Below are 24462 nucleotides of genomic sequence, written 5' to 3'. Positions count from 1 at the left end.
TTTTCTCACCTTCAAGAGCACAGCCTTTATGGAATATGTACTACCCATTTTAATATTCGCCATCGTTTTATTTCTCTACACTAGTCGCCAAAATAATTTAAAACTCGCAGAAGCCAATAAGAAAGCTGGCGAAGAATTTTTAGCTGAAAACAAAAACGATCCGGACGTTACCCAAACAAGCTCTGGTTTACAGTTTAAGGTTATCGAAAAGGCTGATGGAACATCCAAGCCCAGCGCCACATCCACAGTAAAAGTTCATTATCACGGTACATTGATAGACGGCACAGTGTTTGACAGCTCTGTCGATCGTGGAGAGCCTATTGAGTTTGGTCTCACTCAAGTCATTAAAGGTTGGACAGAAGGCTTACAATTGATGGCAACGGGCGACAAATACCGTTTCTATATTCCATCAAATCTGGCCTACGGGAATGGATCTGCAGGCGTGATTACACCTGGCTCCGTGCTTATATTTGATGTAGAACTGTTAGATTTCAACTAAAGCCCATTTCCTTAAATTCGTTTTGGACTACTACATTCTATTTAAAGTAAAGGCCAATAATCAGAATCGTCATGAATAACACAGTGCCTATAGCGAATAATATAATTGAGATATAGGTTTACTGGGCGCGTTTCCTTAGCAACACGAGGGCAACCATAGCCCTCCTCTTCAACTACATTTGCAGTCTGCACAAGCTTTGGGTTCTGTATTAATATTGTCGCCCCTTCTCCGCTTTGTGCAGGGTCAGGCGATTCAATTGTGCCGATATAGTCATGCTCATGACCTTGAAAGGCATCGTTCTGTAACGATCCAATCTGGTCGCCGTTATTTCCTTTCTCTCTACTGGTTATTCTTTCATTTGCATCAGGGTCATTACCGCTTCCCCCATCAACACCTCGGATAAAGCGCCCTCTCAGATCAGGTAAATAAAATTGCTCACCATCACCACCATACGCGGTACCTATGATGTCGAATAACTCCCAGCATTCTTTGCTAGAAACCGCGCTACCATCGCAAAAGAGCCAGCCTGCTTTTGCTAAGTTTGATTGGGTAAGTTCAAGATTAAAGCCTTCCGCTTGATCCGTTTTTGCAAGAGGGCCCGCATAAGGTATCACCGCACCTACCGGAAAAAAGTCGCAATATAGCACTTATTTTTCCTCCTTGTTTGGTTCGGCAATGTCCAACTCAACAGGCACACAGCTGGACGTTACAGATTGCGGCAACATCGGTCCTTGCTGTAAATACAACATTGAAGTTGGTAAGCGCACCGACCAAAACTCTGTTTTATCTAACGGTAGTATTTCAGCTTTTCCTGAACACTCCCCTTTAAATTCTGGCCCTAAAATCTCTTCTATAATCAACAAGGTAGATTCGGTAACAGGCGTCCGAGATCTATCACCTACCCAAGGCGCAGGGAACTGCAAATCAAACAGTAACGAAGTCTCACACCCAGGTTGCACAGGCAGCAACAGATCAGCAGCAGGGGTAGACAAAAAGCGCTTAAACACGCAGTCCGGATCTAACTGACATTGACGAGCTAGGTTTGTTGAAGCAACTCCATCCAAATTAGGATCTGATACATTTAACAATCTTGATTCATACGTCCAGCTCATATCTTGCCAGCTACCTAAGGACTCAAATGGCTCATAGCTACCTGGCTGAGGCGCTAAAATATCCAAACTCTTTTGTATCAAAATATCTCGCTGAATCTCTATGTGCCGGCCAGTGCTAGCAAACTTGATTCTCTCCGCAACAGCCTCGTTATACTTCCTTATCGCTTCCCTGTACGCTGTTAATAAACGATCATACGTTTTAATTTGCCACTCAACTAATAGAGGATCATCTGTATCACTAATCCCGCGTTTGCAACTCACCTCGATAGTTACACACAGCAATGGCGCTGAAGACATAACTGTTACTGGAACCGTCCCCTGAAAATCTTTAATTTTTGTAAGATCCACTGTCTTCAACACCGCCGTTGGTACCGTTGCAGGTGTCACTTCGGCATCACCAACACTGGTTGCACTCGATGTTTTAGGCGCTATTACCGTTAATTTATTCGCTTTAGTTACGTCTTCAGAATAGATAATATCTTGCCCCGCAATTGAACAAACAAGATTGTACTGACTATCAGCCATTGCAGTGGTAACCTGCCCAGCATCCCCTCTATAACCTTTAGGGATAACTAATAAAGAAAGATCGCCAACAACTATTCGATTAATTGTTACCACCACCGTTTCGGTATCTGCAGGGGGAGCTTCCGGATCACATATCCCATATTGGGCAGCTGCGGCTTGATAGTTGGACGATTTAATATCCTTATAGCTATTAATATCACTCGCCTCGAGTTTCGCGGGTTTAACTAAAGGTAGCTCTGGCGCATTTAGCAGGCTATCAACCCAATCTTTTGCTGGCTCATCAACTGTAATAGCTAGAATCAACCTACGCCCAAGATCATCCAGATCAATCTGAACTGATTTATCGATCCACCGATAAATCCCAACCAAGCGCTGCCGGGCTGTATTATCAATCCGATTACTTTGCTTTCGTTCGCATAATTCTTTCCAAACTTTACTGCGCTGCGAAGTCACCTTTTCCCCTAAATGCCTTGCAGCTTTTTCTGTAATCGTTTGCACTAAACGTGAATTATCCCGACCTGACCAACCGGTATCCGCATCACCCGCACTCCAGGAGCCCGACAACATTTGATTTAGATTTTTATATGAGGGCACTACATTACTCATATTTCTGGCTCCAGCGTCTGCAGCCATCACTTCGTGTAGCGCTTCTGTTAATTCACTGTTAGCCGATGTATGCTGACGATTATCCTGCTCATAATGATGCTCCCCTCCTAGAACAGCGCTCTCGTCCTCATGCGTTACTCTCGTTTCTTGACTCTCTTGACGCTCACAAGGCATTACATTTACAACTTCAGCAAGCTCTCCAGGTAAATAACCCTTAAGTTGTTGCCTGGCACGCTTTAACGTACCTACACCGAGTAACTCCCATGTACCAGCCTTACTTTTATGCTGCTGACCAAGCTCATCTGTAGCAACTGCATCAGGTATAGAAATAGTGGAGTTCAGAGCTAAATTGCGTTGCAACTGATACTCAAGGCTAACCAATTTTCCATTTAATAATTTAAGAAAATGAGCAATGCGTAAGGAATCCACCAATTGTTCAGATAGTTGCTGATCCGATTGCCCCCCAACTAAAGTAAGTACAAATAGGCTTTGCCATATATTTGCTTCTGCAGTAGTCCAAGTAGCACTAGTTAAAAATGAATCTACGGACTCCCCTAGCAAACCTTCAACACAAGCCTCTATATCTTCTTGGCTTTGCTGTCCATTAAGGTTTGCTATCAACTTATGCCGTATCTGTGGTAATTGATTTGCAGGCGGATCTAGGTCTTTTACATCTTTCACAAAAGAAGAACCTGAACGGAATGTCGTAGCCGTTTTTTTCTTCGCCTCTGTGGTATCGCTCTGCTCTAGATCGTTATACAAAGTTAATGAGGTTGGATCTGTTAATCGTACAAAGCGTAATACACCATCTTTAATCTCATTACTTGTTGGCGGGTGTAACCAAATAAAAGGAAGTAAGTCAGTGCTGTTATGCGGGGCCTCAATGACTGGTATATAGTCATCTGAATCAGCCTCCTCTTCTTGCTCTAAATACCACTCCCCTATAGGCCCATTAAAGAATTCATTATATGTAAGAGGAAGGTTACATATGAGCTCAGCTTTATCCCCTTCATTTTGTAATATCAGGGTTACCTCTATAGAAGATAGCTCTACCGATGCAGAGCGAGACAATGGTGATTGGAAGCCTAATTCTATATGATGAGATTCATTCTGGTTTCCACCTGATATCGTACTTGAGACTGCATATCCACTTACATCTGTCTTCCAGGAGATCTCAACAAGCACACCATCACGGGCTATTTTTGTCCAATACCCCATACGGCCTTGAGTCACTTCGATCACATCAGTAGCAACCATGATATATCCCTATAATTTAACTCATTCCTCTTACCAGCCCACTAGAGCAAGGATTAAGCCAAGCTTAGAACATAAGATGGGCGGCGAAGATCATTCCCCAGCCCCATTCCACTAACACTTAACTCAACCTTGCTATCAACAACTGGAACTAAGCTGGCATTGTTGACCCATCTACATGAGGCTTCAATTCAGCAAGAAATTCCTTCTCACTATATTCAGGCTTATCCAGATAGCTTGGCGCTGGAGAGATTGGTAAAATGATTGATTCACCTTCTCCTTCAGGCTGTAACAATAAGGCCATGACATACATCGAAGCTATACGAACTACTGCACAAGAATACTCCCCTTCTTTTTTTAGTTTTTCAGCAGAACGTACTGCATTCTCAAAACCTTTTACAAAGGGGCCTTCATTAAGCATTCGAAAAGCTGTTAAACTATCATCTTGAGCGCAATCGACTTCTGCAGAGGCCACAACATTCAGCCCTTCAGAGAGTAAACAGCGAGAAACGCTATTAGAACCTTCTAGAGAAAACCGCCCCGCCTTAATGTCATCCAAAGCCACATCGTACACCGGGTGATGTGCTCCAATTTGCACCGTATTTGGGTCAATACTTCGAAATGGTGTAGCAGTATTCTTATCTTTATTGATATCCACAAGCGCCTGACGGATAACCTTTTCGGCATTTGTAGGTCCCTGGCTAAACTTAACTTTTAACATAATATTTATCCCGGATATTAGTTAGTTGTATAGCTATGAGTCCAATCCCCACCGCCATGATAGCTCGCAGGGAATCCGTTATAAGGCATAACAGAGATTCCATACCAAGGGTCTTTGATAACAATGGTATTCGGCGTAGAAATTGTGTTGTAACCATCAATGACAACAAAGTGACCGCCCCCGCCCGTCCAACCAATACGAACGCCCAGAGGATGACCGTTATCAATTTGTGCAGATACTTCATTCATAGAGAAGGATCTATGCACAAATTGATTTAAATGCCCCACGTGCTCCAAAGCTCTATCTAAATAATAAGGCTTATCACAGGTCGCTGAAGTTCCATCTATACAACAAGTTTTAGTATTAAAAGCCCAATTAGCCAACTCACATTGCGTACCATTAAACGATGCATCGTAGAACAATGCGGTACTAACAGATACAGCAGCCCAGCACCAATTACTTTGCTCCTGACGCTGCATAGTCATATTCAGATGACGAGAATTACCAACAAACGCAACCTCCGCGTCACTCCATGTCGAAATATGATCTAGAACAGAAGTCGTTTCACCTTCTTTTGTATCACTGCTACTGACCGTTAACTGTCCAAGTAACTGCCCTACATCACAACTTATGGACGCATTTGGATCAGTTATCTTCTTACTCACAGTTGTATTACTTGTCGTATTTGGAGGAAGGCTAGAAACAATTGCTGAAACAACCCATGGCTTATTTGCCTCATCAGTTGGATGCTGTACCGAACCACCAGCAGGTACAGTCAACTTAATTATCTTGTTATCTCCTTCTTCAATCTTGTATGTCACCGTCGCTAAAGAGGACGGAACATTATTTTTTAGCGTAATTTTTGTTGAATTCACCATGTTAATCATCCTTTGATTAATATGGGCTCACTCTTTCAATCACTGCATGGCGACTTAAACCTGTTAGATGAGGTGCTTCCAGACCACGTATTGGCACAGTGTTAATAATTACGTCTGCGCACCAATCAAGCAGTGGAAAAGGCTCTGTAGTAACATCATTAACTACTACAACCATATATATGTCATTTAAATTCAACTCTTCACGACCACCACTGGGAACAATTGTGGACCATGAAAACGGGCTACTCTTAAACGCCAAATCAAATCGCACATCCGAAAAACTATGGTTTATCAGCTCCATACAGTTATTGTGAATCCGTGCTTCTTGTCCAAGCTTGAAACGAAGTGCTCCAGCTTGGGCAAACATACTGGCAACTATTTGTTGAGATCCTACTAACAAGCTAGTACTTGCCGTATAGGTAACGTGAGTGCAAGGATCGGTAGTGTCTGCGAGCACATCTACCATACGTTTACGAATATCAGGAATAGATAAACGCCCTTTAGATATAAGCCAGCTATCCCACACCAATTGAGACTTGAGAAAAAAACGTACTCGAGCCTCATACTCACTTGCATTTACCACACACAGATTGCTTGATTGATTATGTAAGCTCATGAGAGAAACAGATCAAAGTACACCCAAACTGTTTTTCACTGGTTTGGGTGCAATCTTTTCTTACTTACTTACTAGTCGGAAATAACCAGACTCAAGATTTGAATCGTTGGTTGTAGCAGTTATAACAGCATCAGCATTTGTTGTTACTAAGGTAGATGTTGTAACACCATCGATTACCGCATGAATGCTGAATGTTTCGCTAATATCTACCGTTTCAACATGATATGAGTCATTAACAACTACATTTTGTAACGGCTTGCCATCTTTTGTGATGGTAAACGTTACTGGATTATGACATGTCTTTTGAAAGGACAATTGATCAGCCACATTGCTTGGGGATTCCTGAACATCAAATTCATAAGTTCCCTGAGATTCCACCTGTAATACCTGAGCTAGAAAACCCATGCTGCCACTAACTTCAATTGGCGCTGAAGTATAGGTATTTCCATCTATCAATGTAGTAGCAACCACTTCATAAGTTTCATCTGTAGGTACATTTAACTTTGCTCCCGGCTCTATGCCTGGCAACAAACTTAGAATTTGAGTGCCTTTTTTAACAACATACTGTGCAACAAAATCAGTGGAGTTACGTAATGTAATGCTCATAGATAATTCCTTTTAATACTTTTTCTTAGGGAGGAATATTGATCCACTAGCCTAAGGGGATTTTAAGACACCTCTGTATAAGAGGTAATTTATGTACCAATAACCTCATCGCATCGATCATTGATGTTTACTAAGCTCACATACCACCGAAACATTGTCCTGAAATAATCTTAAAAACGTCTTAAATTTCCTTAAAAGAAAGCGAAAAATAACTATTACCGAGCTTTCTTATTAAATTTAAAATGGTAATTTATTATGTATTACAATTAGTTAGCTTTAAGCATTGCTCTGCACCCTACTAAAGCAAATAACTTCAAAGCTTAATTGCAAAAGGAGTAGATAAAAGGCTTCTGAATAACCGTCTTAATGGAAAACACAGATAACAAGGAGCGTTATGGAGCATTACTACAAGTTTTACAATTATGAGGTTCACCCTCAAAAGCGAAGCCTTTATATCAACAACAAGTTAGTACCTCTTGGATCTCGGGCTTTTGATGTTTTACTAGCCTTAATTGAACGAAATGATCGCATTGTCACTAAACAAGAACTGCTCGAGCTCGTTTGGCCTGATTTATATGTAGAAGAAAACAACCTTCAGGTGCAGGTTTCCACGCTAAGAAAAGTTCTTAAACATAAAGTTCTTACTACAATTCCAGGGCAAGGATATCGCTTTGTATCTGAGCTAGAAATCATTACGCCTGCCCACCAAAAATCTCTTACTCAAGATGATTCTAACTACCGGCTCAACACTCTCCCTATAGCATCTCGAAACATGATTGGTCGAGAAAAGGAGCTAAACGACTTAGTCCGTCTCATTAAAAAGCACAATTTAGTTTCCATAACAGGGGCAACAGGTATAGGAAAAAGCACTCTAGCCTACTTTGCCGCTCATAATCAGTTCACTTCAGACCAACAAACTACTTGGGTTGACCTAGCAAACGTACAAAACCAAGAAGAGATTCAACGAAAAATCCTTACTAGTTTGAACATTAAACAAGTAGCCCATCAAAATCTCTCCGTTACCAAATTCCTAACCAGTTTATCCAAAACAAACCTATATCTGTTTCTAGATAATATCGATAACCTAATCGAGCCGATCACTCAAATAGCATGGGCTATCAACACAGAAAGGCCCAATATACATCTAATAATAACAAGCCAAACTCCCTTGAAAATCGAAGGGGAAAGACTATTTAAATTAAGCGGTTTATCTACACCTAAGACAGGAACTTCAATCTCTAAAGTACAAACTTATGGCTCTATACGGTTATTAATAGATCAAGCCCAAGCTTTTGATAGAAGTTTTCGCATCACTCAAGACAACATCCACGACATTATTTCTCTCTGCCAAAAACTTGAAGGAATGCCTTTAACAATAAAACTTGCAGCAGCTCGATTACCTTTACTAGGCCCTAAGGGCATCCTTAATCGACTAGATGAGCATCTCAGTATGTTCGGAAATTTCATTCCTGGATTAAACTCCTTCCCACAAAAATCACTACTTGAATCACTCGAATCTAGTTATCAGCAACTTAACTGGACAGAACAAAAGGTTCTTATAAGGTGTAGCCTTTTCAAAAAAGAATTCAGCCTCGAACAAGCTATCCTATTATGCACTGACCAAGATACGGACAAATGGAATGTAATTAATGCTTTAGAAGGATTAGTCAGTCGCTCATTTGTCGAGACAGGAAAACAATCTTTTCGCTGTTATATTCCTTCGTATGCTCTCGAATACAGCCGCATAAGATTAAATGAAGAGGAAGATAAAAATGTCGTGTTGGAAAAATTTTCAATTATTTTTTCTAAAACGATGGAGCAAGCCTATGACGCTTATTGGTTGCATTCTGATCAAACCTGGCTAGAAGAATATTCCATAGAACTAAACAATATTCGCCAAGCAATTTCCTGGAGCCTATCTCGCAACTCAGTCATCGCTATCACATTGATTAGTTCAAGCACCCCCCTACTCCTTACTCTAGGATTAAGGTCAGAAGCTATCTCATATTATCGACAAGCAGATAGTATTCTTGGTTTAGACCGCTCTACGCTATCGGATCTGAATTTTGCTACCTATTGGCTTGAACGTTGCAGAGTGTATCAAAGCACTTCGATTATCGAAGCGCATTCATGTGCAGAAAAAGCACTTACTATATTTCAAAAGGTTAATGATAAAAGAGGTATATTCTTAAGCCTAATCCATCTGGCAATTAGCACCCTTTGCCCTCAAAAAATCACACCCATTTGGGAGCGATTATCCTCACTAGAGCTCTCAGAAAATTCCCCAAGAATGATGGCTGAACGAATCTTCGCAGAGATACATCTTCGATATCTTACTCGCGAAATTCAAGAAGTACGGCATTCACTAGAATCTTTACAATTAACAGCAATGTCATCGGGACTTATTCACTTTGAAATATATGCCATTCAGGGGCTAGCAGATCTAAAATTAAACGAGAAAGAATTTCAATCAACATTAAATCACTGCAAGTACTTAAAAAGCCTTGCGTCCACTAATAATGATGCAGAATTACATTCAACAGCTATCGAAGCTGCTACGTGGCTATTATCGAATAAATTAGAAAAAGGCCGTAATGCAATAATTAAGTTTTTAAAGATATCTAAAGAATCCAATTGGGAATGTTTCGAGATATATTCAGATCTATTTCCACTCTTAGCAGTTTTAGAAAACCGCAGTGGATGTGCCGCTCGCTTAATAGGCTACTCTCGTAAAAAAAAGAATTCCAATTTCTGCCCACCATATTTCTGGACCGTTCAAGCACGCAAAAAGACAGATGCGTTATTGGAAAAAATTCTCAGTAAAGAATTAACTAATAAGCTAATAGCTGAGGGAAAAACAATGCATAGAGATGCAGCATATGCGCTGATCGGAAAGCAGATCAAAAATAAGATGAAAAGCAGATGGTCTACTACAATATCCATCAATAAAATTGTTAATTAGAGTAACTTAGTGATATCTGAAAGGGGGGGATATAGGCAGGAAGCCAATAGGCTTCCTGTTACGTATAAACGATTAGATATCGCGTACATCAAATTCAGCTACAGGGCTGACATCTGCTTCGTAATCTACGGAGTCGATGCCAAAACCAAATAGTTTCAAAAACTCATCTTTATACAATTGGTAATCTGTAAGATCGAATAGGTTCTCTGAAGTCACTTGAGGCCAGATCTCGCGGCACGCATTTTGAACTTCTTCTTTAAGCTCCCAGTCATCCATACGGAAACGGTTTGCATCGTCCATTTCAGCTGTATTACCGTATAGACCTGTATCGAATAAACGCTGAACCTGTTCCATACAGCCTTCGTGCAGGTTCTGCTCACGCATTACCTTAAAGCACATTGCCAAGTACAAAGGCATAACCGGAATTGCTGAACTTGCCTGAGTCACAACAGATTTCAAAACACCAATATTCGCTTGGCCGCCTGTTGCGTTAAGCTTGCTATCGATTGCTTTAGCAGCACGATCAAGATCCTGCTTAGCTTTACCTAGTGCACCATCCCAGTAGATTGGCCAAGTGATATCTGAACCGATGTAAGAGTAGGCTACAGATTTACAACCATCAGCTAGCACGCCAGCTTCAGATAGCGCGTCCATCCATAGCTCCCAATCTTCGCCGCCCATTACTGTTACAGTCGCAGCGATCTCTTCTTCAGTCGCTGGTTCAACTTCAGCATTGATGATGACATCTTTATTAGTGTCAATCGCTGTAGATTTGTAAGGCTCACCGATAGGTTTAAGGCAAGAACGGATCACTTCACCAGAATCTGGCATTTTACGAACAGGGGAAGCTAGAGAGTAAACAACTAGATCAACCTGCTTCATCTCTTCCTTAATTAGCGCAATCGTTTTCTCTTTGGCTTCGTGAGAGAAAGCATCGCCATTCAAACTTTTAGAGTAAAGACCAGCCGCCTTAGCTTCTGCATCAAATGCTGCAGAGTTATACCAGCCTGCAGTACCTGTTTTACGCTCAGTACCTGGCTTTTCGAAAAACACACCAATTGTCGCTGCGCCCGAACCAAATGCTGCTGCGATACGGGAAGATAGACCGTAGCCACTGGATGCACCAATTACTAGAACACGCTTAGGGCCATTTTCAATAGCGCCCTTCTTCTGAGTGTATTCGATTTGCTCACGCACATTGGCTGCACAGCCAGTTGGGTGAGTAGTAGTACAAATAAAACCGCGAATTTTTGGTTTGATAATCATGGCTAAACGGGTCTCAAATCCATTAGAAAAATTTGGTCTGTAAGATACAGCAATTCATTGCAAGTTGACAGTTTCATGCGGCATCCCTAATTCACAGGCCAAATTTACCGAGATAATTAATTCTTACGAATTGTTACTAACTGATTTTATACATAGGCAGAGATGCTTTCTTTTGGTTATGATGCGCAGATTGCATATTCTATTTAAAGGAACATCCCCATGCAGGAACTACACGGTTACTACCTAGAAGATTTAGAAGTAGGTATGAGCGATAGCTTTGCCAAAACCATTACTGATGCAGACGTGTGCATGTTTGCGGGTATTTCCGGTGATACTAACCCAGTTCACATTAATGATGATTACGCTAAAACAACACCATTTGAAAAGCGTATTGTCCACGGCATGTTTAGTGCTGCGCTAATCTCTACTGTTGCAGGTACTAAGCTTCCAGGGCCGGGTGCTATTTATGTTGATCAACAGATTAAGTTCCGTGCACCTGTATTTATCGGTGATACAGCGAAAGCTACACTAACAGTTGAAGAGATTGATACACGCCGCAGACGCGTAAAGTGCAAAACAGACGTAACTGTAGGCGATAAAGTTGTTGCTACAGGTACAGCAACCTTTATGGTTGATAAGAAAGAAGCTTAATTTCCTCTTCCTATGCGCTAGCTTTATCTAAGCTAGCGCCTCCTACCCCACATTTATCACTCCTTCCTAATTTTCATGATCCTTATCAATAGAATTGATTAAATTCTAGACTTTAGTCGATTGCGATCCTTCTACCCATGAGTAGAATGTGCCAGCAAAAAAATAACAACAAAAATGGACTACCATGAAGAAGATTTTAATTAGCGCCTGCATGCTAGGTGATCGCGTACGCTATGATGGCGGCCATCACTTAATTGACCACCCAACATTGCAGCGTTGGCACAAGGAAGGCCGCTTTGTCCCTATCTGCCCTGAAGTCGCTGGTGGCTTAAGCACACCGCGCCCACCAGCAGAAACTCAGTGCAAATTCCCTATTTTAATCACGACACAAGATGGCAACGACGTTACGCCTGAGTTTTTATCAGGTGCTGAAAGAACCTTAGAAATTGCCAAACGCGAAGGTGTCGCTTGCGCGCTTATGAAGGCTAAAAGTCCTTCTTGCGGCAACAAACGTATCTATGACGGTAATTTTTCCGGCAACCTCGTTGAAGGCTCAGGTGTAGCCGCAGCTGAATTAATGCGTAACGGCATACCTGTATTCAGTGAAAAAGAACTGCCTGAACTCTTTGCTTTTATCGAAGATTCTGAAAGGATGACGGCCTGAAACGAATTAGTTAAGAGGCCTATTGATGGAGCAAGAGATTCAAAACGAGCTAGAAACCATAACTCGTTTAACAAATATGGTCATAGATTTTTTCGTCAATTACAGTTTTCAGGTAATTGGCGCGATCATCATTTTTTTGATCGGTCTGATTGTCGCTCGATCAATAGGTAAGTTCGCTCTTAAGCTATGTGAAAAGAATAGCGTTGATATCACCTTAAGCTTATTTATAGCCAGTACCGTAAAGCTGCTAATCGTAGCGATGGTATTGGTGATTTGTTTAGGTAAATTTGGTATCAGCGTTGCGCCTTTTGTGGCAGCAATCGGTGCCGTATCTCTAAGCGCTGGACTAGCTCTACAAGGCGTGTTCTCCAATTATGGTGCAGGTTTCACCATTATCTTGACCCGCCCTTTTGTCGTCGGTAATACAATTACGATTAACGATATTTCTGGTGTCGTAACAGAGATTAAGCTCGCACATACCCTACTGGCCACAGAAGACGGCGAGATCATTACAATTCCAAACAAGCACATCGTCGGCGAAGTGATCACCAATTCATTCGCTAATAAAGTTGTCGAAGCCTCTGTTGGTATTAGCTACAGTGCAGATCCAGAAGTTGCGATTCAAGTAATCAAACGATCTTTAGCCCAGTTTGATGAACTCTCGCAAGAATCACCGCCACAAGTTGGCATCGAAGCCTTTGCCGATTCTTCTATAAATATTGCTTACCGTTATTGGGTGCCAACAGACCGCTATTTTGAAGTGCAATATCAAGTGAATTTAGCTGTATTTAAAGCACTTCAAACCGCTGATATAGAAATTCCATTCCCTCAACGGGAAGTTACATTGAAAAATGCAGCTGCTGAGTAGTTTTTTCCTTGGCAGCACCACTGCAGCCACCTACAATGTGGCGATTTGAAACGAATTTAAAATTGATTGAGTAAAAGTATGCGCACTAGCCAGTATCTCATATCCACCGTTAAGGAAACGCCATCCGATGCAGAAGTCATCAGCCACCAGTTGATGCTTCGAGCAGGCCTTATTCGTAAAGTTGCTTCAGGTCTTTATAACTGGTTGCCGCTTGGCCTTCGCACGCTTCGCAAAGTTGAGCGTATCGTTCGTGAAGAGATGGACAAATCCGGTGCGATGGAAGTTCTAATGCCAGCAATTCAGCCTGCTGAGCTTTGGGAAGAGTCTGGCCGTTGGGAGCTTTACGGTCCTGAGCTACTGCGCGTTAATGATCGTCACAACCGTGAATTCTGTGTAGGTCCTACGCACGAAGAGGTAATCACTGACCTTATCCGTCGTGAGATCAAAAGCTACAAGCAGCTTCCTGCAAACTTTTACCAGATCCAAACGAAATTCCGTGACGAAATTCGCCCTCGCTTTGGCGTAATGCGCTCCCGTGAATTTATCATGAAAGACGCATACTCTTTCCACGTAGGTCAGGAATCTCTTCAACAGACTTACGATGTAATGCACCAAACTTACACCAACATCTTTAACCGCCTAGGCTTGGATTTCCGTCCTGTACTTGCGGACACAGGTTCAATCGGTGGTGCTACTTCTCACGAGTTCCACGTACTTGCTGACTCTGGTGAAGATGACATCGCATTCTCTAATGTTAGCGATTACGCAGCAAACGTAGAATTAGCTGAAGCACTATCTCCTGAAGGCGATCTAGCAGCGCCATCTGTTGAGATGACGACAGTAGATACGCCAAATGCGAAAACAATTGATGAATTGGTTGAACAGTTTGATCAACCAATTGAGAAAACAGTTAAAACGTTGATCGTTGCAGCATCTGAAGAGTGCGAAGCAGATTTTGTTGCTCTATTGGTTCGTGGTGATCACGAGTTAAACGAAATCAAGGCAGAGAAACTTGCACAAGTTGCTGAGCCACTAGAATTTGCTACAGAAGAGCAGATCCGTGATCTAATCGGTGCAGGCCCTGGTTCCCTTGGCCCTGTTGGCTTAAACATCCCAGTGATTGTTGACCGTACGGTTGCTAAAACATCTGACTTCAGTGCTGGCGCTAACATCGACGGTAAGCATCTATTTGGTATCAACTGGAATCGTGATGTTGATCTACCAGAAGTCGCAGATCTTCGTAACGTTGTTGAAGGTGATCCGAGCCCATGTGGTGAAGGCACTATCGAAATCAAACGCGGTATCGAAGTGGGTCATATCTTCCAGCTTGGTCAGAAATACTCTAAAGCCCTAAGTGCGGAAGTATTGGATCAAAATGGTAAGTCTGTAGTAATGGATATGGGCTGTTACGGTATCGGTGTTACCCGCGTAATTGCAGCTGCGATTGAGCAAAACCACGATGACGGCGGTATTATCTGGCCAGAAGCGATCGCTCCATTCCACGTTGCACTAATTCCGCTTCAATACGATAAGTCTGATGAAGTACGCGAGCTAACTGACAAGCTGTACAATGAACTACAGCAGGCAGGTTACGATGTAATCATGGATGACCGTGATAAGAAGACTAGCCCTGGCGTTAAGTTTGCTGACTCTGACCTTATGGGTATCCCACACCGCGTTGTTATCTCCCCTCGAGGTATCGAAGCGGGTACTTTGGAATACAAAGGCCGTCGCGACGACGAGAAACAAGACGTTGCAGTAGACGGTGTACTACCGCTACTAGCTGAGCGTATTAATCTGTAAGCTTTACTTCAGATTAGAACTTCATAAAAAAACGGGCTTTACGCCCGTTTTTTTATTTATGTTTTTTAACCCTCTTCAGCTGGATACAGCTGCCTGTAATCCTCAAGGGTCGAACCTGCCTGCTGTAGACGCCAAACCAACTCAAACTCAGTGATTTCGCCTTCACAAAATAAGGCATGCAATTCTGCGTACGCATTAGCCAAGAACAACGCTACCGATTCAGGCTGACGGAAATCACCTTGGGTTTCCATCTGAAATTCGAGAATAGGCTTATACCAAGTTTCTGGAAGCTCCCACACTTCACAAGCACGTCTGGTCAGTGCATGAGAATAATCACCTAACAAGTTACTGAAAACTTGCGGATGAGGCTCCTGTTTTTCATCGGCATGTAGCTGAATAAGCTTTTTAAAGATAATCAGCTTACCAACATCGTGAACTAGGCCAACAAAGTAAGCGAGATTTGGATTTCCACCAAGCGCTTCAGAGATCTTTTTAGCATTGTTTGCCACTTCTGAAGAGTGCCCCCACAGTGCCTTTCCAAACGCTTCGAAGTAAAAACTATCTATCTCAAATTTATCAGCCACCAACGAGGATAGAACAACATCTTTTAATCGTTGCTGGCCCAACATGCTTAGCGCATGCTCCAAATCTTTAATCTCCATGCCGGAACCAATAAACATTGGTGAATTGGCAATGGAGATAACTTTACCAGCAAGCGCTGGGTCTTCTTTGATAGCCACTACAATTTTTGATTGAGGTGTATCAGGATCAACCAGGTCACTCATCAACGAAAGCGCGTTTTTGGATAGCTTAGGTATCGACTCTTCGCTTAAGCCGACCATCTCTTCATCTAGCGCAGCGCGCAGCAGCTCTTCCTGCTTGAGTGTTGCCTCTGTCGCAACAGCGCGCACACCCAATAAGTTACTTATAAATGAGAGAGTTAATTCACGTGAATGCTCTACTGATTGCGGGGAAGCGTCTGATTCTGCTGTTTCAGCTACTTGAGGGCCTTCCACTGCAATTGCTGAATCCTGTTTGCTCTTATTCGCTGAGCTGTCCGTACTAAAGCCAAAGATAGATTTTAATTTGGCAAACATAGTCCACTCCAAAGACTGTTAAGACATCAATTGCAGTGTAGTCGATTAACGCACTTCGAAGGTTTGAGGCGCATCAATGTTATCAACTCTTTCACTAATAACTTCAGCGACATTCGCAAGCTCAGGCCCTTGGCTAAGCCAAGCTTCGAGCTGAAGCACAGCCTGCTCTTCACCCGTTGCCATGAGTTCGACCCGTCCATCATTTAAGTTTCTAACCCAACCCTGGACACCTAAAGATAGCGCCTTTTCTTTAGTTGATTGTCTAAACCAAACACCTTGGACTCGGCCACTGACAAATGCATGAATAGATAAATCTGCCACTTTCAAAAACCTAAAAATTTAACCGTTTATTTGTTTTGTAGTGCTAATACTGTTTTCATCTTTGTCAGAAAACAATGATTCTAAAGTCAGAGAAAAAGCCTGCTGCTCCTGTTCTGAAGTTTTCACAAGTTTTTCGTTAAGTACTCTCTCCCACTCCACTAAGCTGCTAGTAGTTACCGGTAAAGGTGTAGGCCAAGGAAGTAGTTGGTTAAGTTGATATAACGTTAAGCTGCCTAGATCACGGCTTAATAGGTATTCACCTTGATCACTGCGCTTAACAATGCCTCCTTCCAACAGAATCTTTAGATAGCTATCCCAACGCCCCTGATCCAAAGCATCCACCTCTTGTAGAAGCTTGTGATCCGAGATTGATTCTCCCTGCTGTTGCGCCTTCCATAAACGATGTAACACCGCCACAACCGAATAGAGATGTGGAAGATCATTAGCCCGCTCAGTAGGCCGATAAACGGTAATACAGCGCGTTAGCTCTGCCCCCATCAAAATAATGACCCAACTGATAAAGATCCAAAGTAAAAATAAAGGTACGGCTGCGAAAGCACCGTAGATCAACTCGTACGATGGGAACTGGGTAACAAACGCGGTGAAACCTCTTTTTGCCGTTTCGAATAACAGAGCTACGCCGATACCGCCTAATAGCGCACTTTTAAAGGGTACTGGGCAGTTTGGCACAGCGACATACATCAAAGTAAAAGCGGTAGCTGACAAGATTGTAGGTAATGCTGACAATAAGCGCGCACGACCCACCGCTTCTGTCGCCTCACTGATAAACGGTAAACTTGCGATATAAGAAGTTAAAACCAAGCCTAAACCGATCAAAATTGGCCCGAGGCTCAAAATAGCCCAATAAAGCAGAAAGCTTGATAGTCCTTTACGAGGCTCATTAACTCGCCAGATACGGTTAAATGCAGCCTCTATATTTTTCATCATCATAATCGATGTGATGGCCAGCAGTGCGATACCTACTGCGGTTAATTTACGTGCTTGAGAAGAGAAATCGTTGAGGTAATCCTGTACTACGGCGCCGGTGGCAGGCACGAAATTATCAAATACCCATCCTTGTAGTTCCTGTCCCACTCCTTGAAAAGACGGAACTGCCGCCAACATCGCGTAAGACACAGTCATCAATGGGACTACAGCAAACAGCGTGGTATAAGTTAATGCCGCCGCATTAAGAATCCCTTGGTTCTGCAGAAACTGTCGAAATAGATAACGAATAAACAGTGTAACGCGGTGATTTAACAGCGAAGCCATTTCCATCCTCATAATAATCAGCTAAGCACTGGCCTAAAATGCAGTTCCTTCATGAAATCTGCAACACAGGCGTATACAATATCGCATAATCCAACACAATGAACGGATCATTTCACCTTGATCCCTTAGTACGGTATAGCACAATGAGTGAAGTAACTATCTATCACAACCCGCGTTGTTCTAAGTCTCGCCAGACTCTAGCACTATTAGAAGAGAACGGTGTAGAGCCACAAGTTCGTAAATATCTTGATGAAGCGCCTTCTGCTGATGAGCTGAAAGTAGTGCTAAGCCAGTTAGGCATTTCTGCTCGCGATCTACTTCGCAAAAAAGAAGCTGAATTCAAAGAAAACGGCTTAGATGATATGTCTCTTTCTGAAGATCAGATCATTGAGATCATGACCAATGTGCCAAAACTAATCGAACGCCCTATCGTTATCAAAGGCGATCAAGCACGAATCGGTCGTCCACCAGAGTCTGTTCTGGAAATCATCTAACATGAGCGCTCCCTACGTCCTCGTTCTGTACTACAGCCGCCACGGTGCCACGCAATCGATGGCTAAACATATTGCCCGTGGTGTAGAACAGTCCGGTATTGAAGCTCGTCTTCGCACAGTACCTGAAGTTTCAACGATTGCTGAAGCAACAGAACCTTCAATTCCTGATCAAGGCGCGCTTTACTGCTCCGAACAGGATTTAGCCAACTGTGCTGGTTTAGCGTTAGGGAGCCCGACTCGTTTTGGAAATATGGCATCGCCATTAAAGTACTTTATCGATAGCACTAGCAGCTTATGGATGTCAGGTGCGCTGATTGATAAGCCTGCTGCTGTGTTTAGCTCCAGTTCTAGCTTACATGGTGGCCAAGAAACCACTTTGCTTACCATGATGATGCCTTTACTACATCACGGCATGGTCATTGCTGGCTTGCCCTATTCCGAATCTGAGTTATTAAAAACTAAAAGCGGCGGCACTCCTTATGGGCCGACACATGTAGCGGGGCCAGACAATAGCAATGAGCTAGACCCAATCGAAAAGAATTTATGTATTGCCCAAGGTAAGCGCTTGGGTGAACTGGCCCGCCGATTAGCAAACAACGTTTAATTTTAAACGCCTAGTAAAACCACGAGAGTACAAGCAGTTGAAAGCATATATTCCTGATGATCACGATTATCAAAGCAAAGCTAAATTAGGGCGTATCCTTTGTGTAGGAAGCTACCTAGGTTTGCTTGGTTGGTTTACGCTTTGGCACCTTTTCCTTATTCCTGTTCCAACCGGAAAACCTTGGGTTATTTGGCTTATTCATATGGCTCCACTGCTAGCATTTGCAGGGGTGATTATTAAAGGTAATCCTCGTGGACACGCATGGCTTTGCTTCGTACTTCTGCTGCTGTTTATGCAGGCGGTATTAGCTGCGACTAATCCAAATACAGCTATCTATGGCATTGGCTATTCCTTACTTGTAGGTACGCTTTTCACCAGCGCTATGATGTATACACGCTGGCGTGCGCGCTATAACAAACAGCTGGCTCACTGGGCTGAACAAGCTGCAGATAAAGATGAAGCATCTAAGGATAGCTAAGCCAAAGCATGCGAGATCCTAAGACTTTATTACAGGGCATAAGAAAGCAGTTTCCCATTTTAGATCAAACAGTTAATGGAAACTCTTTAATCTATTTAGACAATGCCGCCACAACTCAAAAGCCGCAATGTGTCATAGATTCTGTCTCTGATTATTATCAGCAGAGCAACGCTAATGTTCACCGCGCAAGTCATGCGCTTAGTGCGGATGCGACACTGCTTTTTGAGTCTGCTCGCAGCACCGTTGCTCGCTATCTGAATGCCCGTAGTGAAAAAGAGATCATCTGGACACGGGGTACAACTGAAGGGATCAACCTAGTTGCCAACAGCTGGGGGCAGCAGTTAAAAGCTGGCGACGAGATCATCTTAAGTACACTTGAACATCACGCTAATATCGTTCCTTGGCAGATGCTTGCTCAGCGAAATAGCGTTGCTCTAAAAATCATTCCGCTCTTAGACAATGGAGAGTTAGATCTAGAGCAATTTGAAAAATTACTTTCCAATAAAACCCGCTTAGTTGCGGTAACTCATGCATCCAATGCGCTGGGCACAATCAATCCCGTAAAACGCATTGTAGAATTAGCTCATCAGGCTGGCGCGCTAGTGCTTATCGATGGCGCCCAAGCTTTACCTCACCTTCAGGTTGACCTTCAAGATCTCGATGCAGATTTTTACCTGTTCTCGGGGCATAAGATTTTTGCTCCAACAGGTATTGGTGTTTTATACGGCAAAGAAGATCTTTTATCTGCTATGCCCCCTTGGCAAGGCGGGGGAGAGATGATCAAACACGTGAGTTTTGATCAAACGACTTATAACGATCTGCCTTTCAAGTTTGAAGCAGGCACACCGAATATCAGTGCCACCATCGGTTTAGCAACCGCGCTGAACTGGTTATCTGGTTTTGATCGATCATTGCTGGAACAACACGAACAACATTTGCTTAAAACAGCTATCGATGGCTGCTCTCAAATCAAAGGGTTTAATCGTATTGGCTCAGCATCTGAATGTGTCAGCTTGGTATCTTTCACACTGATCGATCAACATCAGCAAGATATTGGTTTGCTCTTAGATCAACAAGGTATTGCTGTACGTACAGGCCATCACTGCGCAATGCCTCTAATGCAAAGGCTGGGCTTACCGGGTACGACACGAGCATCTTTCGCTTTTTATAATACTGAAGCGGAAGTGAACCATTTCATTCAGACACTGGATTCGATTACTCGCCCTACGGCTGTGGCTGTTGAATCAAACTCATCGCCAGAATCCTTGATCGATAAGCTTAAAGGTATCTCAGGCTGGAATGCTCGCTACAGAGAAATAATGCTGCTTGGGAAATCTGCTAAAGGCCTTCCCCAACAGTTAAAGACAGACGAACACCTCGTTAAAGGCTGTGAAAGTAATACTTGGCTGGTCATTAATAAAGAGCCCAACGACACGTTAACCTTTGCTACTGACTCAGATGCCCGTATTATTCGTGGATTACTGGTATTGGTTGAAACCGCTTTCAACCATAAAACAGCGGATCAGATCTGTGCTTTTGATCTCGACGGTTTGTTTAAGCAACTAGAACTTGATCGTCATCTAAGCCCATCACGTGGTAACGGACTGCGTGCTGTCATCGACAAAATTTATCAGTTTGCCCAACAAGCAAACTAAGACAACTGAATTCCTTTTGGAGCAACAATGAGCAACTTTACTGACGTTTCTTACCTAAACACCGTATTTGGTAATGAACAAGGCAACCTTGAGAACCCAAATTGGGAAAAAGCTGGCAAGCAATTACACCTAATCAAAGAAGAGCTAGCTGAATTAGTTGAAGGACTCGAAAACAAAGATACCTCTGAAATTCGTGATGCTGTAGCAGATATCCTTGTTGTGACTTACGGTATGGCCCACATCATGGGTATTGATGCCGACAAAGATATGGCTGCTGTTCAAGCAAGCAACCTATCTAAGCTGTGTAAGACGCAGGACGAAGTTGACCAAACATTGGCTTTTTACCAGAATGAAAAGCAACTGGATGTATACGTAGGCGGTGAACTACCTGAAGCCTACATCAAATCCTCCAAGGATCAGGAAGGCAGCGACGGTAAATTCTACCCAGCTCACAAATTCCTAAAATCTATCAACTGGCATGAACCTAAACTGGACTAATTATGCCTACATACGATTATCGCATTGAAGCGACAGGCGATGTGGTTGAAGTGAAGCACACTATGGCTCTAACCCCTAAGACTTGGGGTGAGCTATGTATTCTCGCTAATCTAGACCCACAAGGGATCCCTGAAGACTCGGAAGTTACAAAACTTTTATCAACCGCAGGAGTTGTTAAAAGTTCGACGCTCAAAAACCCTGAAGCGCCTCCATGCATGAGTGGTGGCGGCTGTCCAAGTGGTGGCTGCGGTTTTTGACAGGCATAGAAAGGTGAGTGATAGTAGATAATACGAGTCACTCACTTTTTCAAAGGCTGGATGCCAAACTATGCTTTCAGGGCAAACACCAGAACGACATACTATTCTGAATTGGGCCAAACAAGGCCATATCAAACCAGACGATGTAGAGCGTGCTTTAGCGCTGACCCAAGCCTCTCCAAGCAACAATCAATGGTTGGCTTTCACAGCGAAGTTACTTCTCTGGCTTAGTGCTGTAGCACTTGCTGCGGGCGTAATTTTCTTTTTTGCCTTCAACTGGCAATCTATTTCTAATTTCACCAAGTTTGCAACACTTCAAAGCACTATTGTGCTTGCAGGCATAGTCTATTCACGATTAGACCATCACAGCATTTCTGGTATCAGCTGTATCACGCTGATTACTTTATTAACTGGAGCGCTACTGGCTCTTGTAGGTCAAATATATCAAACCAGTGCCGACCCTTGGCAGCTTTTTGCTATCTGGGCAATATTCACTCTTCCCTGGGCTATTATTCATCGCGCAAGCACGGTCTGGATGATCTTTATCACCTTGGTCAATCTCGCACTCTACCTCTATTCCGAAACCTTCCGTGGACTATTTGGCTTCTTGTTTAGAAGTGAAGATCTGACCAGTATCTTTTTAGCCATCAATACCGCGTTTATTTTGATTTTGGAGTTCGGATACAGATTTAAGCAGTGTTTTATTAAGAATCGCTTTGCTATTCAAATTACCCTCTTCTTCACAGGGTCGCTGGCAACTTGGTTAGCAATGTGGTCCATCTTTGATTTTGATGATTTTCATTGGGGCGGACTCTTCTATCTGATCTGGATATCTATCGCTTTCTACTACTATCGCCACTGCCAACTAGATCTATTTGTTCTCTCCGGTGTAGCCACCAGCCTTATTATCACTGCAAGCTCCTTGCTGATTAAAACCTTCGGCGATGCATTCGATGGCGGTGCATTTTTGGTTATCAGTTTGGCAATTATCGGCATGTCCACGGCGGCAGGAATTTGGCTAAAGAATCTATACCAAGTTCAAAAACAGCAAAGGAGTGCTCAAGATGACTAATTCAGATCGAGCACTTTGGCAGAAACTACAAACCGAAGGGATAGTCACTGCGGATCAACCAGAAGAGCACCCCAGCCAATCAGCTTGGTTTATCCATCTGATGCAAGGTTTCTCTGGCTGGTTAGCAGCTTTGTTTATGCTTGGCTTTGTGGGCAGTATATTCGGTTGGTTATTCCGTTATGATAACCATATTCTACTGATGGTCGCTGGACTCGGATGTTCCATTGGCGCCTATACCATCTATCGTCACAGTGGCGAGTCCCCTTTCTACAATCAATTAGCTTTAGCAATCAGTATTTGCGGCCAATTTATGTTTGGCTGGGGTTTATTTGAATTTCTGGGAGATAATGAAGTTACGGTTTTTCTGGCGCTAGCGATCTACCAAGCGGTCCTAGCCCTTGTAATGCCGAGCTTCCTACATAGAGTCATCTCGAGTTGGTTTGCCATGATCGCTCTATTCTGGGGTTTAAACCGCCAAGGTATACATGGGCTAGATAGTGCTGTAGCCGCCCTCGCTTTTACCTTGATCTGGTGTAAAGAACAGCAATGGCTAAAGTGGCATAAGTTTCTGATTCCTATCAGCTACGGTATGGCCATCTCGCTATTACAGTTTAGTGGTCATTCGCTGTTACAAAATGAACTCTCATTTCTCTACAAGATCAGTGATGTTGGCTTTCTGCAACTTAACGGCCCTCTGATAGGCTCGATTGCACAAATAGCCACTTTCGCATTTCTACTAGCTTATATATTCAAAGAGCAACAAGTTACAAAAGACAGTAAAAACATTGCTGGCTATGTAGCTCTAATTATTATCATGGCCGCAACCTCATTTACGATTGCCGGTTTACCTGCTGCACTCTTGTTACTGTTAGTCGGCTTTCATAGACAGCAACGCGCCCTGCTCGGCTTGGGTCTAGTTGCATTAATTAGTTTTGTATCTTGGTATTACTACAACCTTCAGGAAACCTTACTGGTTAAATCAATCTATTTAGTGGGTTTAGGCACGGTTGCGTTAGCCAGTTACCTTCTCCTGAGCAAGATCTATCTACCAAAGAAGAAAATAGGCCTTAGCCATGTTGCCCAAATGAACCGAGCTAAATGGGGCGCATTACTCACTGCATTGCTCTTGCTAATAGCGGTAAATATTAATATCTACCAAAAAGAGACCTTATTGGCTGAAGGTAAAACCGTTTTATTAGAGCTTGCGCCTGTAGACCCTCGGTCCTTGATGCAAGGTGATTACATGCGACTTAGATTCCAAATCACCAATAAAGCATTTAGTCGTTCACTTAAGGACGTCCCTGCTGATGGCTTTCTTTTAGTTAAGTTAGATGACAATCATAAGGCTAGTTTTTTGCAGCTTTTAACCCGTTCAGAAAAGGATATAGAACTCGCATCGAACCAAGCTATTCTTCAATACCGTATTCGCAATAGCCGAGTACAATTTGCAACCAATGCTTTTTTCTTCCAAGAAGGTACAGCGGAAAGATATGAAGCGGCAAAATACGGCATGTTCAAAACAGATGATAGTGGAGAGCTACTGTTGTATGCCTTAGTTGATGAATCACTCGAAGTAATAGGCACTAACAGTCCTTAATTTTTTCAATAAATTAGGTAATTTATTTGAAAAAACAGGAAGCTATCAGGGTTAAACTAAGACTTAGGCTTTCAGGGATTGAAAAT

General features: G+C 42.8%; 24 protein-coding genes. 14 read left to right on the top strand and 10 right to left on the bottom strand.

Translation table 11 applies throughout. The annotated features are described in order from the left end of the window. Window positions 1-28 precede the first annotated feature (28 nt). Complete coding sequence (locus ACMXYN_RS07685) at window positions 29-499, top strand: FKBP-type peptidyl-prolyl cis-trans isomerase (protein WP_415894233.1); 471 nt, start codon at window positions 29-31, stop codon at window positions 497-499. A 41-nt stretch (window positions 500-540) separates the two neighbouring features. On the opposite strand, the gene ACMXYN_RS07680 is transcribed toward ACMXYN_RS07685, so the two are convergent. The 6 genes from ACMXYN_RS07680 to ACMXYN_RS07655 all read right to left on the bottom strand — a co-directional run bounded on the left by ACMXYN_RS07680 (window position 541) and on the right by ACMXYN_RS07655 (window position 6817). Then, on the bottom strand, window positions 541-1146 hold the full coding sequence (locus tag ACMXYN_RS07680) for a phage tail protein (protein WP_415894232.1): 606 nt from the start codon (window positions 1144-1146) through the stop codon (window positions 541-543). Continuing rightward, window positions 1147-3999 carry a hypothetical protein gene (locus ACMXYN_RS07675; protein ID WP_415894231.1) on the bottom strand — a complete coding sequence of 951 codons (2853 nt, stop codon included), beginning with the start codon at window positions 3997-3999 and terminating at the stop codon, window positions 1147-1149. 148 nt (window positions 4000-4147) lie between these two features. Continuing rightward, complete coding sequence (locus ACMXYN_RS07670; RefSeq protein WP_415894230.1) at window positions 4148-4717, bottom strand: hypothetical protein; 570 nt, start codon at window positions 4715-4717, stop codon at window positions 4148-4150. A gap of 17 nt (window positions 4718-4734) precedes the next feature. Then, entirely contained in the window at window positions 4735-5595 is an 861-nt protein-coding gene (locus ACMXYN_RS07665; RefSeq protein ID WP_415894229.1) for a papain-like cysteine protease family protein, read from the bottom strand. 16 nt (window positions 5596-5611) lie between these two features. After that, window positions 5612-6178 (bottom strand): hypothetical protein, encoded by a 567-nt coding sequence (locus tag ACMXYN_RS07660; protein ID WP_415894228.1) that lies wholly within the window; start codon window positions 6176-6178, stop codon window positions 5612-5614. A gap of 93 nt (window positions 6179-6271) precedes the next feature. Continuing rightward, on the bottom strand, window positions 6272-6817 hold the full coding sequence (locus ACMXYN_RS07655; protein WP_415894227.1) for a hypothetical protein: 546 nt from the start codon (window positions 6815-6817) through the stop codon (window positions 6272-6274). A gap of 394 nt (window positions 6818-7211) precedes the next feature. Here ACMXYN_RS07655 and ACMXYN_RS07650 point away from each other — a divergent pair, with 394 nt between their 5' ends. Continuing rightward, the gene (locus ACMXYN_RS07650; protein WP_415894226.1) at window positions 7212-9779 is read left to right on the top strand and encodes a winged helix-turn-helix domain-containing protein; all 2568 of its coding nucleotides are present in this window, start codon (window positions 7212-7214) and stop codon (window positions 9777-9779) included. Between the two features lie 72 nt (window positions 9780-9851). Here ACMXYN_RS07650 and fabV read toward each other — a convergent pair whose 3' ends face one another. Continuing rightward, window positions 9852-11045, bottom strand: a complete 1194-nt coding sequence (gene fabV, locus ACMXYN_RS07645) for an enoyl-ACP reductase FabV (protein WP_415894225.1) — start codon at window positions 11043-11045, stop codon at window positions 9852-9854. A 219-nt stretch (window positions 11046-11264) separates the two neighbouring features. Here fabV and ACMXYN_RS07640 point away from each other — a divergent pair, with 219 nt between their 5' ends. From ACMXYN_RS07640 to ACMXYN_RS07625, 4 genes are all read left to right on the top strand, one after another. Further along, window positions 11265-11696: a MaoC family dehydratase gene (locus ACMXYN_RS07640; RefSeq protein ID WP_415881432.1), complete on the top strand. Its 432-nt coding sequence runs from the start codon at window positions 11265-11267 to the stop codon at window positions 11694-11696. A gap of 184 nt (window positions 11697-11880) precedes the next feature. Further along, a complete protein-coding gene (locus ACMXYN_RS07635; RefSeq protein ID WP_415881433.1) occupies window positions 11881-12360 on the top strand; it encodes a DUF523 domain-containing protein in 480 nt (159 codons plus the stop codon). 25 nt (window positions 12361-12385) lie between these two features. Further along, complete coding sequence (locus ACMXYN_RS07630) at window positions 12386-13228, top strand: mechanosensitive ion channel family protein (RefSeq protein ID WP_415894224.1); 843 nt, start codon at window positions 12386-12388, stop codon at window positions 13226-13228. Between the two features lie 78 nt (window positions 13229-13306). Continuing rightward, a complete protein-coding gene (locus ACMXYN_RS07625; RefSeq protein ID WP_415894223.1) occupies window positions 13307-15031 on the top strand; it encodes a proline--tRNA ligase in 1725 nt (574 codons plus the stop codon). 65 nt (window positions 15032-15096) lie between these two features. Here ACMXYN_RS07625 and ACMXYN_RS07620 read toward each other — a convergent pair whose 3' ends face one another. From ACMXYN_RS07620 to ACMXYN_RS07610, 3 genes are read right to left on the bottom strand one after another with little or no spacing between them, the layout of a single operon-like run. Then, window positions 15097-16128 carry an HDOD domain-containing protein gene (locus ACMXYN_RS07620; RefSeq protein WP_415894222.1) on the bottom strand — a complete coding sequence of 344 codons (1032 nt, stop codon included), beginning with the start codon at window positions 16126-16128 and terminating at the stop codon, window positions 15097-15099. A 45-nt stretch (window positions 16129-16173) separates the two neighbouring features. After that, a complete protein-coding gene (locus ACMXYN_RS07615) occupies window positions 16174-16449 on the bottom strand; it encodes an acylphosphatase (protein ID WP_415888335.1) in 276 nt (91 codons plus the stop codon). A gap of 18 nt (window positions 16450-16467) precedes the next feature. Beyond that, window positions 16468-17721, bottom strand: coding sequence for a YihY family inner membrane protein (locus tag ACMXYN_RS07610; protein ID WP_415894221.1), 1254 nt, complete (start codon window positions 17719-17721; stop codon window positions 16468-16470). 143 nt (window positions 17722-17864) lie between these two features. On the opposite strand from ACMXYN_RS07610, the gene arsC reads away from it, so the two are divergent. From arsC to ACMXYN_RS07570, 8 genes are all read left to right on the top strand, one after another. Continuing rightward, a complete protein-coding gene (gene arsC, locus ACMXYN_RS07605; RefSeq protein WP_415881439.1) occupies window positions 17865-18215 on the top strand; it encodes an arsenate reductase (glutaredoxin) in 351 nt (116 codons plus the stop codon). A gap of 1 nt (window position 18216) precedes the next feature. Beyond that, on the top strand, window positions 18217-18819 hold the full coding sequence (gene wrbA / locus ACMXYN_RS07600; protein WP_415894220.1) for an NAD(P)H:quinone oxidoreductase: 603 nt from the start codon (window positions 18217-18219) through the stop codon (window positions 18817-18819). A gap of 37 nt (window positions 18820-18856) precedes the next feature. Then, entirely contained in the window at window positions 18857-19297 is a 441-nt protein-coding gene (locus ACMXYN_RS07595; RefSeq protein WP_415888338.1) for a DUF2069 domain-containing protein, read from the top strand. A gap of 8 nt (window positions 19298-19305) precedes the next feature. Next, window positions 19306-20952 (top strand): SufS family cysteine desulfurase, encoded by a 1647-nt coding sequence (locus ACMXYN_RS07590; protein ID WP_415894219.1) that lies wholly within the window; start codon window positions 19306-19308, stop codon window positions 20950-20952. A 27-nt stretch (window positions 20953-20979) separates the two neighbouring features. Then, complete coding sequence (locus ACMXYN_RS07585) at window positions 20980-21450, top strand: nucleoside triphosphate pyrophosphohydrolase family protein (RefSeq protein WP_415881443.1); 471 nt, start codon at window positions 20980-20982, stop codon at window positions 21448-21450. A gap of 2 nt (window positions 21451-21452) precedes the next feature. After that, window positions 21453-21707 carry a zinc ribbon domain-containing protein gene (locus ACMXYN_RS07580; protein ID WP_415887908.1) on the top strand — a complete coding sequence of 85 codons (255 nt, stop codon included), beginning with the start codon at window positions 21453-21455 and terminating at the stop codon, window positions 21705-21707. Window positions 21708-21777: 70 nt separating this feature from the next. After that, the gene (locus ACMXYN_RS07575; RefSeq protein WP_415894218.1) at window positions 21778-22779 is read left to right on the top strand and encodes a DUF2157 domain-containing protein; all 1002 of its coding nucleotides are present in this window, start codon (window positions 21778-21780) and stop codon (window positions 22777-22779) included. Continuing rightward, the gene (locus tag ACMXYN_RS07570; RefSeq protein WP_415894217.1) at window positions 22772-24376 is read left to right on the top strand and encodes a GDYXXLXY domain-containing protein; all 1605 of its coding nucleotides are present in this window, start codon (window positions 22772-22774) and stop codon (window positions 24374-24376) included. The genes ACMXYN_RS07575 and ACMXYN_RS07570 overlap by 8 nt, the downstream gene beginning before the upstream one ends. Window positions 24377-24462 lie beyond the last annotated feature (86 nt).

This window comes from Neptuniibacter sp. PT8_73, from assembly GCF_047778045.1.
Classification (GTDB): Bacteria; Pseudomonadota; Gammaproteobacteria; order Pseudomonadales; family Balneatricaceae; genus Neptuniibacter.
This window is presented reverse-complemented; position numbering and strand designations above follow the sequence as displayed.